Genomic DNA, 16451 nt, shown 5'->3' on the forward strand with positions numbered 1-16451 from the left:
GGCCCGATCGGCATCCCGGGTCTGTAAGTCCAGCGGCTCTGGCTAGCCTTTCGGCAGCGAGCCCTCCACTAGCTGACCTACTGCACTAGCTGACCTACTGCTGCGCGACACCAGCGATCGCGCGCCTTTCGACCATCCAGTCCATGGGTGGCCGCCCAGCGCATGAAGGTCGGTGCATCCTGCCCATCCAACGCCAGTGTCAGCCCCTCTCGCACTTCATCGCTCAGGCGGGAGGCACTTGCCGTATCACTGAGCGCTGCCACCAGCCATGGCCGCAGCAATGCCAGTCCGCCACCGCCACGTCGATACCAGTCGAGTCGGTGGCGCGTCTGTTGTTCGTCATATCCAAGTGATGCCTCATCGCCAAGCAATGCCCCGTAATGCTGACTCAGCGACTGGCGGAGAATGTCGGGCAGGATGGATAGCTCGTGTGCCAACAGCGAAGGCAGCAGGTACTGAAAATCAGCCTGCATGGCCTCAAGCAGCGGCATCGTATCAGGCGCGAGCGCCTTGCCCATCATCACGGCATGTTCACCGCTGGCGGCATCTCGCTTAAGCCCTAGTCGCAGCGGTGCGAACCCCTGCGCCTGCCAGAACGCCAGCAACCCGACCTCCGCACCAAAGCTGGTGCCAAGCCGGGCGATGCCCTGCAACAAAGCGTGCTGCTCCACCGCTTGCAGCAGCCGCGTGCCCTGACCACACCGCCACAGCGCCGGATGTACGGCAATGCGTAGCACGCGCCACCAGCGCGCTTCAGCGGCCGCCTGATGCCCGGCATGTGCCGCCAGCGACTGCGCCAACAGGTGCCCGCGCGGGCGACGCTGACCGCTCCAGATTTCTGCTGCGAGCGGTGCTGGAAAACCGCCTTCCTCGACCACCGCCACCACACCCAGCCAACGTTCGCCTTGCGATTCCTCTCCAGCCTCGTCGAGGGACTCACACGCTGTCACGTCTTTGGCCACCGACGTGCAATGGCGAATGCCCATCAGCGTGAGGCCAGGGGTATCGAGCAGCTGGCGCAGGTCTGACGGCGTGGTGCGGTAGTGTGCCTGCACCAACAGGCCAAACAGCTGTGTCAGCGCCGCCTCGTCCTGCGCCAGCCGTTCGCGGTCCAGCACGACCACCTGTGTTTCCGCCAGCCACGCGCGAAACTGATCGGCCGCATTCCCCGTCGCCGCAAGTACCTCAACCTCACACGGCTCAGCGGTCAGTAGCAGCACGTCACTCGTCAATTGTTCCAGCGGATCATGCGCGGCCCAGCGAACGGGCGCCGTCATCTCGCGTGCCTGCCAGCCGGGGCACTGTCGGTCGAGATGCGCACGAAATCGCAACTGGAAGCCACGTCCCGTCCCTTCATAGCCATGCACGGTGGTGGCAAAGGCAATACGCGGAAAGTGCGCCAGATAGTCCTTCAGCAACGGGGTGGGAATCGCCGCCGCTTCATCGACATAAAGCCGCGGTAGCGCAGCGGACGTTTCTGCGGGCAGGCCTTCAAGCGCATCGCCTAGCGCATCAGGCGCGATGAACCTCAGCACTGCCGCAGTCTGCTCGCCTTGTGCGGGCATCCGGAAGACATTGCCCTCGCGGCACCCATCCGGCACCAGCGCGGCCAGTCGCGCAAAGATGGCCACCACCGCCGCAGGACGCGGCGCCGTCAGCCACACATCTTCACCGCCTCTCAGACAGCGGGCAGCGGCGATACCCAGAGCGGCACTCTTGCCGCGTCCACGGTCAGCACTGATCACCAGCGGCCGATGCGGTGCCAGTGCCGCTAGCGCTGCAACGACTGCACACTGATCATCCGTCAGGCAGTCAGGATCGTGGGAGCTGTCGCCACTACTCACGACCGGCCCAGCGTCAGACGGTGATGGAGAATCAACGGCGGTAGCAGTAAACGCCAGCGGCAACGTCACCGTTTCAGGCCACTGCATGATCTGTTGATCACGCTGAAGGCAGCGCGCCAAGCGTGTCAGGTAACGCGCTGCAAGCTGCTCACGCGCGACCGGCCAATGCGCCAGCCGGGCATAATCGGCGTCGGGCACCGCCACGGGGTCAGCCTGCGCCCACTCGGCTGGCGTCAGTAGCACCAGCAAGCCCCCCGCTTTCAGAGTGCCGGACACCGCCCCGAACGCATCAGGATCAAAGCCGCTATCACCGCTTGCCGCATCAAAGATGACCAACGACTGCTCTCCTCCGAGCTGTGTCGCGGCCTTGGCCATCGCCAGATGACGTACTGAAGCGCCATCCACAGCTACACTGCCTCCCAACCACAGTGGCGCGCCTGCGGCGTCTGGCCAGGCAGCACACAACGCCAGGGCGCGTGCCTGCACAAGCGTCCTTGGCCCGCTGATCCACAGGCAGCCACGATGCCGGCAGGCCAGCAGGCGTGTCTGTAGCCGTTGGCTGCCGCGCTGCAGGGCGGGAAGGTCTAGCGCTGTCTCAAGAGAAGTCGTCATGACGCGCAGCATGCCGCATGACGGCGCATCAGGCCAGATCGCTCAGCATCAGCGAAAAACCCGCATTAATTGAGCACTAGCGCATATTGGAAAACGCCCGGTTGCAAGATAGGCAACGCACGCGGCGCGTCAATGAGAATGGTTATATTTATGCTTATCAGGATAATGAGACAACATTTCCCCAATCATGCGAGCTCCTACTGATGCCACAACGTCACATTGTCACCACCACACTGTCTCGTGCGCTCAAGCCTGCCTTGCTCGCCATGAGCCTGGTAGCACCGTTTGTGGCAGGTCAGGCATTGGCACTGGAATACCCCATCGGTACGCCGGCCAAGGAAGGGGGCATGGAAATTGCTGCCGTCTACCTGCAGCCAGTCGTCATGGCACCCGCGGGCAAGCTGCCGGCCAATAAAGCCGATGTTCATCTGGAAGCCGATATCCATGCGCTGATGGAGAATGACAACGGCTTCGCACCGGGCGACTGGATTCCCTATCTCGGTATCCACTACACCCTGACCAAGAATGGCAGCGAGACGCCGATCGAGGGTGACCTGGTACCGATGATCGCCAACGATGGCACGCACTACGGCAAGAACGTCAAGCTGGACGGACCAGGAAAATACCACCTGACCTTCGTCATCCAGCATCCGGATATGCCGCGTCATATCGACAAGGAAACAGGCGTCGCCGAATGGCCGGACACCATCACGACCGACTATGATTTCGTCTATGCAGGCATTGGCAAGAAAGGCGGCTACTAAACCGTAGCGCGTCTGCTATTGTCCACGCTCAATGGCTGCCCTCGTGGCGGCCATTGGTCGCTTTGCCGCCCCGCTTTTCTGATGGACGGCACCTGCTCCTCACTCCCTGACATGGAGCTCACCATGCGTCTGTCCCGTCGCCTGTACGCCCTGTTATCTCCTGTTCTGCTGCTTGTGTTGTCCGCTGTCCTGCTTCCTAACACGGCACTCGCCACCGACATGCCCTCCTACGACCTGACCCTGAAGAATGGCACTCTCACTCCCAAGGTGCTGAAAGTGAAGGCCGGTGAGAAATTCATCATCCAGCTGCACAACGCGGGCAATACTCCTGCCGAATTCGAGAGTAATTCCCTACGCAAGGAGAAAGTGCTGGCTCCGGGCGTGAAGTCATTCGTGGTCATTCACCCGCTACGTGCTGGCAGCTACGACTACTTCGATGATTTCCATCTACCGGATGCGCGTGGTCAGGTAGTGGCTGCCGAGTGATGTGCCCTTCTGTTTCAAGTACATCAGTTTCAAGTACATCAGTCTCAAGTGCTTCTGTCTCAAGTGCTGTCTTGGTCAGCACTGATGTCATGTGTACTGATCTTATGAGTACGGATGTCATGAGCACTGCCCTCACGTCATTCTTTCTTGCCTGCTGTTGCCGAGAGTCCCGCCATGTTTGATCAGGTTCTGTTTATCGTCTGGCGCGAAAGCGTCGAAGCCATTCTTGTCGTCGGCATCATGCATGCCTGGCTGGTGCAGTCCGGCACCCGCGCCGGCTTGCGCTATCTATGGGGCGGTGTCGTCGCGGGTCTCGTGCTGGCAGGCCTGATGGGTGCTGCCCTGATGGGGGCCAATACCTGGCTGACGGGTACCTCACAGGAAGTCTTCCAGGCAGCATTGGTACTGATCGCCTGTCTGTTGATCACTCAGATGGTGCTGTGGATGCGCACCAAGGGACGCACGCTCAAAGCAGAACTCGAAAGCGGAATGGCCAATGCCGTGTCTTCCGGCAGCTACTGGGGCGTGGCGATTCTGGTCGCCATTGCCGTGGCGCGTGAAGGTGCCGAAACCGTCGTCTTCCTCTATGGCATGGGCGCCGCCAGCCTGCAATCCGGTGGCATTGGCAGCTTCTCCCTCGCCGCCGGCATCGGCTTCGCGTTGGCCGTCGCCACTTTCATGGCGCTGCAGCTGGGTTCGCGCCTGTTCTCCTGGAAGCTGTTCTTCCGCGTCACCGAGATACTGTTGCTGCTGTTGGCTGCCTCGCTGCTGATGTCGGGTCTTGAGCAGTTGATTGGCCTCGGCTATCTGCCAGCAGGCATGGACCCGCTATGGGATTCCAGCTGGCTGCTGGATGACGGCAGTGGCCTGGGTGGCCTGCTGGCAACCTTCGCCGGCTACCGCGCCTGGCCTGCCGCGACCATGGTGGGTGGCTACGTCCTCTACTGGGTGGTGGTGATCAGCATGATGAAGAATCAGCGCAAGAATGAACGCAGTGACCAGCGCAGCCAGCTGGCCGCGCGGGCGCGTAGCTAATTCGCTAGGCAGCCAATTCCGAGGAGAAAGCGTCCATGGCCAACTGTGGCATTCAATCAGCGGATGACTCCATGACATCACGCCCGAATCGCATTGCGCGCTTCGGGCAGGCGATGCAGCAGCGTCGTGGGCTAATCCAGTTGATTCAGTGGGTGGTGGTCGGTCTCTACGCCTTCCTGCTGGTAGTGCCCGCCCTGCTACCACTGCCGGACTATCAGGCGCATATCCTGACCAGCCTGACGGTGTTCGCCGAATTCGTGTTCTGGGGGCTGTGGTGGCCCTTCGTGCTGATTAGCATGGTGCTGATGGGCCGTGTCTGGTGCGGCGTCTTCTGTCCGGAAGGCACGCTGACCGAGGCCGCCAGCCGCATTGGTCTCGGCCGGCCGATTCCTGACTGGATGCGTTGGGGCGGCTGGCCCTTCGTGGCCTTTCTCGGCACTACGCTCTACGGCCAGCTGGCCAGTGTCTATCAGTATCCGCTCGGCGCACTGGTGGTACTGGGGGGCTCAACCGTGGCGGCGATCATCGTTGGCCTGATCTACGGCAAGGGCACGCGCGTCTGGTGTCGTCAGCTGTGCCCGGTCAATGGCGTGTTCAATCTGTTGGCACGCCTGTCACCAACCCACTTCCGTACTGATCAAGCGCAGTGGGCCGCACACAATCAAGCCGTGAGAAACGGTGATGCAGTACGCATGTCGGCACCGGACTGCGCGCCGCTGATTCCGCTCAAGCAGCTCGACAGTGCCGGTGACTGTCATGCCTGCGGACGTTGCAGCGGCTACAAGGACGCCATGCAACTGGAATGGCGCGCACCGGGGGCCGAGCTGGTCGAGCCGCCGCAGCCGGTTCGCTTCACGCACTACTCCGTGCTGGTGTTTGGCCTGCTGGGGATCGCGATCGGCGCCTTCAGCTGGAGCGCCAGTCCGTGGTTCGTGCAGATCAAGCAACTGCTGGCCTTCTGGCTGATCGAGCACGACCTGATGTGGCCGCTGACCACCACGCTACCGACCTGGATTCTGACCAACTATCCCGAGCACAACGATGTCTTCAACCTGCTCGACGGCAGCCTGATCACATTGTGGATCGTGGTGGGGGGCGGCTTGTTGGGCGCCGCGACCAGCCTGCCGCTGCTGCTCGGCAACTGGTTGATGGGCGGCAAGGCGACTCTCTCGCGCCTGTGGCACCTGTCGCTCAGCCTGATCCCGCTGGGCGGACTTGGCGTCTTCCTCGGCTTGTCCGCCACCACCATGACGCTGTTGCGCGGTGACGGCATCAACCTGACCTGGGCCAATGATCTACGCGCCACGCTGTTGGTACTGGCCTGCCTGTGGGGCCTGCGACTGGCGTGGCGCATCACAGGCGAGCAGCTCAATAGCGGCCAGCTGGGAGGCGGGAGCACCTCGCGCTTGATCGGCACCACCAGTGTGGCGATGGCTTGCCTGCCGGCAATCGGTGTGTGGTACCTGATGTTCTGGGGCTGGTAAACGCTTGATAGCCTGATACGTATAGACTGCCTGCTGAAACGAAAAGACCCGCCATGATGGCGGGTCTTTTTTGTGGCGACTGAAAACAGTACCGAGAGCCGAGAGCAATGTCAGGCACGAAGCCAAGCACAACACTACCTCTGCCTAGTGCGCACCACCGTCCTCAGTAGGCTTCTCACTCTCAGGCTTGCGGAAGGCAAACGCCACGATACTGCCCACCACATAGACGGCCCCCAGCCACAGGAACAGATTATCGAAGGCCAGCACCTCCGCCTGCACACTGATGCGCTGCGAGATCATCTCGACACCCGCACGCCACGGGTCGGCCAGTCCTGCGAAGGCTGACTGATAGCTGGCGAGCTGGTCCACCACTTCCTGACGCCCCAGATTGATGGAACCGATCATCTGATTCCAATGATAGTCCTCGCGCATCTCAAGCAGGGTATCGATCAATGCCAGTCCTACCGCGCCACCCAGATTACGCATCACGTTGAACAGACCGCTGCCATTGCCAATGGCGCTCGGCGATAGCGTACCCAGCGCCAGCCGCGACACTGACAGCAGCACCAGAATCTGTCCCACGCCACGAATCAGCTGCGGCCAGAAGAAGTCGTCATAGCCAGAGGCTGAGGTCAGATGCACATTCATGCCGGTGCCCACCCCGGTCAGCACCAGCCCGATACACAGCAGCAGGCGCAGATCGAGCACATCGGACAGCTTGCCCGCCACGGGGGCCATCACAAACATCGCGGCACCGGTCACGAACATGATTTCGCCGATCTGCAGGCTCGAGAAGCCGCGAATGGTGCCCAGAAATAACGGCACCAGATAGACCAGTCCGTAGAGCACCACCCCGACCCAGAAACCGATGATCGCCCCGAGCCCGAAATTGCGATTCTTGAACACGCGCAGATCGACGATCGGATTATCTGCCGTCAACACGCGCCAGAAGAATCCTACTCCCGCCAGCGCGCATATCGTCGCCCAGAAAAGAATCAGCGAGCTTGCGAACCAGTCATCACCGGGGCCTTCCTCGAGCACATATTCCAGGCTGCCGAGGAAGATGGCCATCAGCGTCAGGCCCAGCGTATCGAGGCGTTTGAGCAGCTCACGATTGCCAACATCGATGTCCAGATTGCGCCACACCAGCCCCGCCACCAGGATGCCCGGCACCAGATTAGCCAGAAACAGCCAGTGCCAGCTCAGGTATTCGGTCAGATAGCCGCCGACGGTCGGCCCGATCGACGGCGCCATGGTCGCCACCAGCCCGATCAACGCCTGAATGCTGCCCATCATGCGCCGCGGGAAGATCGAGAAGCTGACCGCCTGCGTCAGTGGAATCATCGCACCGCCCATGAAGCCCTGCACCGCGCGCAGCACGATCAATGACTCAAGCGAGGTGGACAGCGCACAACCGAGACTGGCCAGCGTGAAGCCCAGCGCCGAGACGGTCAGCACCACACGTGTCGAGAAGATACGCGCCAGCATGCCGGACAGCGGAATCATCACGATCTCGGCGATCAGATAGCTGGTCTGAATCCACGACACCTGCTCGCGACTTGCCGAGAGCCCGGCCTGAATCTCATTCAGGGAGCTTGCGACAATCTGGATATCCAGAATCGCCATGAACATGCCGAATACGGCCGCGATAAAGCCGATCTGATGGGCGCGCGACGGCATATCGTTGGGTGCGCTGGCTGACATGCCGGTTCCTGCGCTTGTCTCAGCCACGCCTACTGCGCTCCGGTCGCGCTAGCAGTGGTGACGGAGGACGCCGTAACAGGAGAATCAACAGGAGCCGCCGCATAGGTGCCACTATCCGGCAGTTCGCGCGTATCGATACTAGGTATCGCCGAAAGCCCTGCCCGCAAGCGCGTCAGTGCCTCTTCAGGCCCAGTCAGGCGAATGCGTACCGGCACCCGCTGCACGATCTTGTTGAAGTTACCGGTCGCGTTGTCGGTTGGCAGCAAACTGAACTCGGTACCCGTCGCTGGCGCGAGGCTATCGAGCACACCTTTGAACTCGATGTCCGGATACGCATCCACCTCAAGGCTCACCGGCTGCCCGACGCGCATGCGCTCGGTCTGGGTCTCCTTGTAGTTGGCCACCACGTAGGCACTATCGACCGGCACCAGCTGCATCAATGTCAGCGAGGCACTGGCCATGGTACCGACCTCAGCACTGCGATTACCGATCACGCCATCCTGCGGCGCGATGATCTTCGTCTTGTTCAGCTGATGGCGGGCATAGGCCAGGTCCGCCGCGGCAGAGACGATCTCGGCGCGCGCCGAATCCAGCTGGGCCTTATAGACCTCAAGCTGTCCGCGGGCAGACGTCAGTGCGGCCTGCTTCTGCGCAACGCTGGCCTCGGTGGTGCGCAGCGTCACCTGATCATCCTCATAGGATTGCTGCGAGGCGTAGCTGCGGCTTTCCAGGCTCTTGGAGCGCTTGAGGTGCAGTGCCGCCTGATCGCGCTCAGCCTTGGCGGAATCCAACGCGGCCTTGGCCTCGTCGATCTTCGCCTGCTGCAACGTCAACTGGCGCTCGGCCTGCACTTCGCCGGTGCGCGAGTTGTCCAGCTGGGCACTGGCCTGATCCAGATTGGCTTTGGCATCACCATCATCAAGTTCCACCAGCAGCTGACCCGCCGTCACCGGCTGATTGTCGTGCACCAGCATGCGCGTAATACGCGCCGTGGTCTCGGCGCGCACAGGCACGCTGTCGGCACGCACGTAGGCGTTGTCAGTTTCCTGCATGAAGCGCCCGACCCGCCACCACTCCAGCCCCATGACTCCACCGGCGATAACACCCGCGACGACGACAAGAGCAACGATGCCCTTTCCAGCCTTGTTCATTGGAAAACCTCTCTAACTGCCGTCTCGCCGTCAGTCTCGCGACCTGAACGGAGCACGCACAGGATCTGTAGAGCGATGCGATCACCGATATACACGCTAAGCTGTCACGGCATGCACTGTTGAATCTTGTACAGCGATGGTCTTGCATCATCATTAAGTGTAATAAATACTACAGTTAACTTGCGCGCTCTGACAGTTGCACCCCACGTCCCCTTGCGTTCAGGTAACTGCAACCCAAAAGCTGCATGCTGTAGCGATGCGCACGCTCCACTCCCCAGCAGGGTATTCGTATGATCGACTTACGCTCTAACGCTCCTGCAGCGACAGCACCTTCTTCAGCAGTATCTTCGGCAACATCAGCCACGCGTGCTTCGCCACGCGGTGAGGCACGCCGCAAGCGCCAGTTGAGCGTGGCGCGCGAGCACTTCCTCGAACAGGGATTCGCGGCCACCAGCATCAACGACATTGCACGTGATGCCGGTGGCTCACTGGCGACGCTTTACCGCAACTTTGGCAGCAAGGAGGGGCTGTTTCTGGCGGTCATGCAGCAGGAGGCCAAATCCGTGTGGGCACTGATGGACCAGCAGGTCAGCGATGGCAGCAGACCCGCCCAGGCACTGGAGCGCTTCGGCATGGCCATCTTGTCGCTGGCACTGCAGCCGCGCTTGATCCGGCTGCTACGCGGGCTGGCCTTCGAAAGCGGACGTACGCCCGAACTGGGCCGCCTGTTTCTGGAGAATGGCCCCGACGTCACGCGCCAACGGCTCGCCGACTATCTGAGCCAGCAGGTGAAAAAGGGCACGCTACCCGCCAGTGGGCTAGGAACGCAGCCGCTGAACGCCGCCAACATGCTGATGGGCATGTTGCTGAGTCCACTGCATATCGATGCACTGCTGGGCCGCCCTGACCGCACTGACAGCATGGAAATCCACCGACCGCATGTACAACGCTGCGTGCGTGTCTTTGTGGCCGGTTTCGGGGCCAATTGAGAGCGGCCGGTGTCGGAGCCAATTGAGAGCGGCCAGTGTCGGCGCCAATTGAGAGCGGCCAGTGTCGGCGCCAATTGAGAGCGGCCAGTGTCGGCGCCAATTGAGAGCGGCCAGTGTCGGCGCCAATTGAGAGCGAACGATGGCGGCGCCTGACAAGGGAGGGCATCAGGAGAGGCAAGCGTCGTTGAGCAGAGAGAATGAAACTGAGGCAGGAGTGAAGCGGGAATCGTGCAGGAGCGCAGCACTACTCACTCAAGCGCAGCACCTGGCCATTGAGTGAGCGCCCTGCTCCTCCTGCCAGAAATCGCGCACATTCCGCGACAGCGGCAGGACCACTGTCCTGTGGGCACAGCAGATTGGCGCGTACCTTGTCCGGTGAGCGAGCGGCCAGCCGCTGAATCAGCTCACCCAGTGCTGCCTGAACCATGGCTGCACTCTGGCTATCACGCTTGTCACCAAAGGGTGGCGCTACCGCCAGCACCCGACCGCCGTGACGCAACATGCGCGCACAAGCCGCCTGCAGCAGTGCTCCTGGGCCTGCCACCTGCTGAACGAGACACTCTTCCAGCGTCTGTCCCGGCCCTGCCGATGGCGGCATGCAGACCAGCACATCGAGCCGCCCGAGGCGCGACACCAGTGCCTCGAAACAGCCCTCGCCCACCACGCGGCCGAAGCGGTCGTCCTGCTCACCACCCAATGCGTCCAGCACGCGGTTCAGGTCCTGACGGCCAGTCCCCATCAGGGCGATGATGGCGCCTTCCTCGAGAAAGGTCCGCGCCATGGCTTCCAGCCATTCATCCTGTCCCGCAATCAGTACCCTGCGTCGTGGCAGCATCACTTTCTCCTTGGTGATAGCCCCAGTGATTGCTCCTGATGCATCAGGCATGGCCACCGCTTCCCTGTCGGCAGCCATGCACTTGCTTTCTGGCACTAGCGCTCAGTCAGGCTCACGGCATCAAACCCGGCAACCACAGCACCAGCGATGGGAATACGATGCACAGCGTCAGCCCCGCCAGCTGCAGGCCCACGAACGGTAGAATCGAGCGGTAGATGGTGCCGATGGAGATCTGACCCGCAGTGATGCCCTTGAGGTAAAACAATGCATAGCCAAACGGTGGCGTCAGGAAGCTCGTCTGCAAATTGATGGCGACCAGAATGGCGAACCATACTAACAAGCCCTGCCCCGACAGCCCGAAACCGAAGTCCAGCGCCTCGACGACCGGTGCGACCAACGGCAGCACCACGAAGCTGATCTCGATCCACTCGAGGAAGAAGCCGAGCACGAAGATCAGCCCCATCAGCAGCAGCAACAGGCCGTAGGGGCCCAGGCCAGTGCCGGTAATGACATCCTCGATCAGGTAATCGCCGCCGAGGCGCTTGAAGACCACCGAGAAACAGGTCGCGCCGATGACGACGAACAGGATCATCGCGCTGGTGCGTGACGTGTCACGTAGCGTATTGCGCAGCGTCGGGAAAGACAGCCCGCCCATCACCAACGCCAACAGCAAGCTTCCGCCCGCGCCGATGGCCGCAGCCTCAGTCGGTGTAGCGATACCGGTCATGATTGAGCCCAGTACGGCGACGATCAACACCATCGGGCCGAACAGATCCCGCAGCAGCGCCAGCGGCAGCGGTGTCTTGTCAGTGCCCAGCAACTTCTGGTCTGGCAGTGGCGCCCACTCCGGATGAAGCTTGGCGGTAATCAGTAGATAAGCGACATACAGCGCGCCGAGCAGCAAACCAGGCACCAGTGCCGCCTTGAACAGCGCGCCGACCGAAATCTGCAGGATGGAGCCCATCAGCACCAACATGATCGAGGGTGGAATCAGAATCCCCAGCGTGCCGGACGCGGCAATCACGCCACAGGCCATCTCAGGCTTGTAGCCCTGTCCCAGCATCACGGGCAGCGCCAGCAAGCCCAGCATGACCACGGATGCACCGATGATGCCGGTACTGGCTGCCATCACCACGCCCAGCAGCGCCACTGATACGGCTAGCCCACCATGCACACGACCAAACAGACGTTGCAGCGTCATCAGCAGGTTGCGCGCCACGCCGGAGCTCTCAAGCATCAGCCCCATGAACACGAATAACGGGATCGCGATCAACAGCCAGTTCTCGATCACCCCGCCGAAGATGCGCGACCCGACGGTGCCAAGAAATGCCACGGGTATATCGCCGAGGAAGGCAAACACGATGCCTAACCCGCCAAGCAGGAAGGCGACAGGATAGCCGGAGAAGATACCAACAAGCAGCGCCACCACCATCGTGATGGGCAGAGCGTATTCAGCGAGCATTATCATGGCTCCCGTGGGCAGAGTCGTGGGGGGCCGCGGCGTCAGTCGACGCGCCTGCCGCCTGAGGGGCAAGGCCGGTCAGACTGGCAATCTCATGATCTTTCAGACGTTCCGGCACACGGGCCGGGTCAAACAGGCAGGCCAGATTCTCGAAGATCTGCCCTAGCGCGCCGAGGGCGAGGAAGACCAACCCCGTCGGCAGCATCGCCTTGATCAGGTAACGATCCACCAGTCCGCCGTAGTTGGACTTCTCGCCAGACACGTAGGACATGTTGACGAAGTGCTTCGACAGCCAGGCGATCAGCAGACAGAAGGGAATCAGCATGATGAGGTGACCGATAATATCGACCACGGCACGTCCACGCGGCGAGAGCCGCTGATAGAACAGATCGACCCGCACATGCGTATCGCTGTGCAGGGCGTAGGTGCCACCGAAGAGCGTCAGGATACCGAACAGGTGCCATTGCAACTCGGTGACGGAATTGATGGTGATCGCCGTGCCGAACAGCAGCACATCCGGCGACCCCCAGTTGGCGATTTCATTGATGCCCAGGGCGTTGAGCGTGACGGTGGTGAGCACGGCCAGGATGATCGCCAGACCCAACCAGCTGGTCAGGCGACCCACCCACAGCCCCAGGCCGACCAGCGGTCGACCCAGGGCATCACACACCGCCCCGCCCTTTGCCCGCCAGGGCGCAAGGCGGGGGTCGGTCATTGTGAGGCGTCCTCATCAGCTTTCATGGCCATCGGCTGCGGCATGGCCTGCAGCTTGTACCACTCGTCAATCAGCGCCGCGTGCTTCATCAGCGAATCGTAGGCCTTGGCGAAGTCCGGATTGGTCTTCTTCTCTTCTTCCAACACTTCAGCCCACGCCTTCTGCAGCGCGGTCATCACCGGCTCAGGGAAGCGCTTGACCTGAACGCCCTTGGCCTCAAGCTCGTGAATTGCCTTGACCTGTGCCGGCGGGGCTTCTGCCATCGCCCACTGCAGCGTCGCGCGACAAGCAGTCTGGAACTGTGCCTTGCGCTCATCGCTGTAGCTGTCCCACACCTCTTGATTGACCAGCAGCGAGAACCAGCTCGCGCTCTGATGCCAGCCCGGGAAATAGTAATACTTGGCGACTTCATTGAAGCCCATCGCCTGATCGACCTGCGGCACCGAGAACTCGGTGGCATCGACACGGCCACGTTCCAGCGCCAGATAGATCTCGCTACCCGGTACCAGCTGAGTGGAAGCGCCCAGCTTGTTGAGCACCTTGGCACCGAGACCAGAGATGCGCATGGAAAGGCCATTGAAGTCTTCCGGCGTATTGATTTCCTTGTTGTACCAACCGCCCGTCTCCTGTGGAGAGATGAAGCACGGCAGCACTTTTACGCCGTAGGGGTCATAGGCGGCCTGGACCAGTTCGGTGCCTTCACCGGCCCACATCCACGACATGAAGGCTTCCGGACTCGGGCCGAACGGCAGTGCGCCATAGAGGTTGGTGATCGGTACCGTGCCTGCCCAGTAGCCCATCCAGTCCCAACCCGCCTGTATGGCACCGGAGGATACGGAGTTGAAGACCTCGAATGCCGGTACCAGATCGCCCGGTTCATGGACGCGCAGGCTGACGGCACCGCCGGTGGCGGTCTTGAGTTCTTCGGCGAGACGCACGGCACCCGCGCCAAGGAAGTTCTTGGTCGAGAAGGTACTGGCCACATCGAGCTTCTTCGGGCCTTCGGCTTGCGCCGGTACCGCAACCATCAGCGTCGTGGCGGCCACGGCAGCTGCAATGGCAGTACCGAGGCGCAGGCGACGCGGTGCAGGGCTTTCAGCGGAAGTGACGGTAGTGGACGACTGCAGATGCTCAGATTGATGAGGCATGGCTTGATGCGGCATGGGACGGCTCCCTGATTATTGTTTTACTGCCCAGTGGTGCTGGTCAGGCGTACTGATGAAACATGCTGCCACTTGCATAGCTTACGCTTACGTCAACTTGCCCTTGTGTAACGCAAGTCACTGACCACAACACTAGAACATCAATAATTTCAGCCATCTACACCCACATCGTCAGGCATTCTCTTCATGTCACTCGACTTCGTCTGCTAAAAAACATGCGAGGCGTCCGGATAACCGGACGCCTCGCATGTTTTTTAGCGCCAAACCGCCACCAAGGTCGCGGATCGATAACCGCAGCAAATACCTTTTGGTCAGCCATGACTCTTGCAAGAGTCACGGCTGATGGGGGATGCAGCGCGATGACAGAGTGATTTCTCAAAAACGTCCGGAAATCCGGACCATTTCCGGATTTCCGGACGTTCTATGTCATTCTCCTGATCTGACGGCCTACAAACCATGCCGAGCGAGCTTCTCGTACAGTGATGACTTGGCGATACCCAGCTGACGTGCCGCCTGGGTACGGTTGCCGCCACAAGCGCACAATGCTTTCTCGATCAACTGATGCTCAGCGTGTGCCATTGCCTCGCGTAGTGGGCCCGTCGTCACTGGCGTATCAAGGGTAATCGCTGACGTACAGTGCGCGGCGGAATCCAAAGGGGGGGTGGATATCTCACTACGCCGTGTGCCGATAGCGTCCGGCAGGTCTGTCGGCTGGATATGACTGCCGCCGAGATAGAAGGCTGCTTCGAGCACATTTTCCAGCTCGCGCACGTTGCCGGGCCAGTGGTGGGCGCACAGTCGCTCCAGCGCGGCAGGCGACAACACGGGCGGGCGACGGCCACTGCGCCGAGCGAGACGTTCCAGTAGATGCGCTGCCAGACCGGGCAGATCTTCACGGCGTTCGCGCAGCGGCGGAATCACCAGCGGTACCACGTTGATGCGATAGAAGAGGTCTTCGCGGAATTCGCCACTCTCGACCAACGCCTCCAACGGACGGTGGGTCGCGGCGATCACGCGTACATCCACCGTCACCAGGCGCGTCGCGCCGACAGCCTCGACTTCACGGTCTTGCAGAACACGCAACAGCTTGGCCTGCATCGCCAGCGGCATGTCGCCGACCTCATCGAGAAATAGCGTGCCGCCATCTGCGAGCTGGAACTTGCCGGGCTTGCCGCCACGCCGTGCACCGGTGAAGGCGCCCTCCTCATAACCGAACAGTTCGGCCTCCAACAGTGCCTCGGGAATCGCCGCGCAGTTGAGCTTGATGAAAGGCCCTTCCGCGCGTGCCGAGGCACGATGCAGCGAGTGGGCGTAAAGCTCCTTGCCGGTGCCGGATTCGCCGCGAATCAGCACGGACGCGCCGCCGGGGGCAATTTTGCGCACGCGTGCGGCCAACTCACGCATCGCGGAGGACTCACCGATGATGTCGCTCAGCTTCCAGCGGGCGCCGGTGGTGGTTTCCAACGCCTGACGGTAGTAATCCACCTCCGCCTCAAGCGCCTGCACCTGCGCATTCACCTGCCGCCATTCCCAGGTATCGTGATAGATCACTGAGCCGATGACACCGATGACCTCGCCATCACGCAGGATGGGGTAGCGATGGGCGATCATGTGATGGCCACGAATCAACTGCAGCTGGGCAAGCTCTGCCCGTCCGCTCTCCAGCACCTCATGCATGCGCGTGTTCTCGATCACCTCACGGGCATCACGTCCCAATACCGCCTCAGCATCGACGCCGAGAAATTCAGCGTAAGGCGCATTGAGAAACTGGATGCAGCCGTGGGCATCTACCACCACCACCCACTCCTCCACTGCATTCATCGCCGCCTTCAACAGCTCTCGACGTGCACTCTCCAGAAGAATCGACGACGCAGGCACCTCGTGACGCATCGGCGTCACCACTACTGCACCGCCTGACACTGGCATCTGCTGAGCCATCTTCCGCTCTCCCTTGGCGTGTCCGATCATCGTGGGTAGCCGTCATGCCGCCACCAACACCCGCCGGATCTGATTGTTGTGTGCCGCGCCATTCCGCGGCCAGCGTCCGGAAAACCGGACACCACCTACAGCATCGGCCTACCGCCGCCAAGGATCAACGTAGCCAGTGGTCGTAGATACAAAAAGTAGCTATATACTCAATAAATTCTATATTATTTTTACTTTATTCTTTCGTCCCCTGCTATTACCAATCGCCACCTCTATCTTTC

The 16451-nt window shown here is 61.2% G+C and carries 13 protein-coding genes; 5 read left to right on the top strand and 8 right to left on the bottom strand.

Annotation, left to right across the window (positions count from 1 at the left end):
- Nucleotides 1-77: 77 nt before the first annotated feature.
- The gene (locus tag CFN46_RS08270) at nucleotides 78-2456 is read right to left on the bottom strand and encodes a tRNA(Met) cytidine acetyltransferase TmcA (RefSeq protein ID WP_176426436.1); all 2379 of its coding nucleotides are present in this window, start codon (nucleotides 2454-2456) and stop codon (nucleotides 78-80) included.
- A 203-nt stretch (nucleotides 2457-2659) separates the two neighbouring features.
- On the opposite strand from CFN46_RS08270, the gene CFN46_RS08275 reads away from it, so the two are divergent.
- The 4 genes from CFN46_RS08275 to CFN46_RS08290 all read left to right on the top strand — a co-directional run bounded on the left by CFN46_RS08275 (nucleotide 2660) and on the right by CFN46_RS08290 (nucleotide 6225).
- On the top strand, nucleotides 2660-3220 hold the full coding sequence (locus tag CFN46_RS08275) for an iron transporter (protein WP_035160284.1): 561 nt from the start codon (nucleotides 2660-2662) through the stop codon (nucleotides 3218-3220).
- 123 nt (nucleotides 3221-3343) lie between these two features.
- Complete coding sequence (locus tag CFN46_RS08280) at nucleotides 3344-3706, top strand: cupredoxin domain-containing protein (protein WP_051511057.1); 363 nt, start codon at nucleotides 3344-3346, stop codon at nucleotides 3704-3706.
- 174 nt (nucleotides 3707-3880) lie between these two features.
- Nucleotides 3881-4741 carry an FTR1 family protein gene (locus tag CFN46_RS08285; protein WP_024952982.1) on the top strand — a complete coding sequence of 287 codons (861 nt, stop codon included), beginning with the start codon at nucleotides 3881-3883 and terminating at the stop codon, nucleotides 4739-4741.
- A 71-nt stretch (nucleotides 4742-4812) separates the two neighbouring features.
- Entirely contained in the window at nucleotides 4813-6225 is a 1413-nt protein-coding gene (locus tag CFN46_RS08290; RefSeq protein ID WP_088743255.1) for a 4Fe-4S binding protein, read from the top strand.
- A gap of 144 nt (nucleotides 6226-6369) precedes the next feature.
- Here the strand turns inward: CFN46_RS08290 and CFN46_RS08295 are convergent, their stop codons facing one another.
- Both CFN46_RS08295 and CFN46_RS08300 read right to left on the bottom strand, forming a co-directional pair.
- Nucleotides 6370-7929, bottom strand: a complete 1560-nt coding sequence (locus CFN46_RS08295; protein WP_024952794.1) for a DHA2 family efflux MFS transporter permease subunit — start codon at nucleotides 7927-7929, stop codon at nucleotides 6370-6372.
- A 29-nt stretch (nucleotides 7930-7958) separates the two neighbouring features.
- Entirely contained in the window at nucleotides 7959-9080 is a 1122-nt protein-coding gene (locus CFN46_RS08300; protein WP_024952793.1) for an HlyD family secretion protein, read from the bottom strand.
- A 290-nt stretch (nucleotides 9081-9370) separates the two neighbouring features.
- On the opposite strand from CFN46_RS08300, the gene CFN46_RS08305 reads away from it, so the two are divergent.
- Nucleotides 9371-10069, top strand: coding sequence for a TetR/AcrR family transcriptional regulator (locus CFN46_RS08305; protein WP_024952792.1), 699 nt, complete (start codon nucleotides 9371-9373; stop codon nucleotides 10067-10069).
- 244 nt (nucleotides 10070-10313) lie between these two features.
- Here the strand turns inward: CFN46_RS08305 and CFN46_RS08310 are convergent, their stop codons facing one another.
- The 5 genes from CFN46_RS08310 to CFN46_RS08330 all read right to left on the bottom strand — a co-directional run bounded on the left by CFN46_RS08310 (nucleotide 10314) and on the right by CFN46_RS08330 (nucleotide 16182).
- Entirely contained in the window at nucleotides 10314-10955 is a 642-nt protein-coding gene (locus tag CFN46_RS08310) for a hypothetical protein (protein WP_246116447.1), read from the bottom strand.
- A 61-nt stretch (nucleotides 10956-11016) separates the two neighbouring features.
- Nucleotides 11017-12366 carry a TRAP transporter large permease subunit gene (locus CFN46_RS08315; RefSeq protein ID WP_088743214.1) on the bottom strand — a complete coding sequence of 450 codons (1350 nt, stop codon included), beginning with the start codon at nucleotides 12364-12366 and terminating at the stop codon, nucleotides 11017-11019.
- Nucleotides 12356-13081, bottom strand: coding sequence for a TRAP transporter small permease subunit (locus CFN46_RS08320; protein WP_088743215.1), 726 nt, complete (start codon nucleotides 13079-13081; stop codon nucleotides 12356-12358). The genes CFN46_RS08315 and CFN46_RS08320 overlap by 11 nt, the downstream gene beginning before the upstream one ends.
- Complete coding sequence (locus CFN46_RS08325; protein ID WP_246116448.1) at nucleotides 13078-14244, bottom strand: TRAP transporter substrate-binding protein; 1167 nt, start codon at nucleotides 14242-14244, stop codon at nucleotides 13078-13080. Before CFN46_RS08325 ends, CFN46_RS08320 begins: the two co-directional genes overlap by 4 nt.
- Nucleotides 14245-14691: 447 nt before the next feature.
- Nucleotides 14692-16182 carry a sigma-54-dependent Fis family transcriptional regulator gene (locus CFN46_RS08330; protein ID WP_254918433.1) on the bottom strand — a complete coding sequence of 497 codons (1491 nt, stop codon included), beginning with the start codon at nucleotides 16180-16182 and terminating at the stop codon, nucleotides 14692-14694.
- Nucleotides 16183-16451 lie beyond the last annotated feature (269 nt).

This window comes from Cobetia sp. QF-1 (assembly GCF_002213105.1).
GTDB lineage: Bacteria > Pseudomonadota > Gammaproteobacteria > Pseudomonadales > Halomonadaceae > Cobetia > Cobetia crustatorum.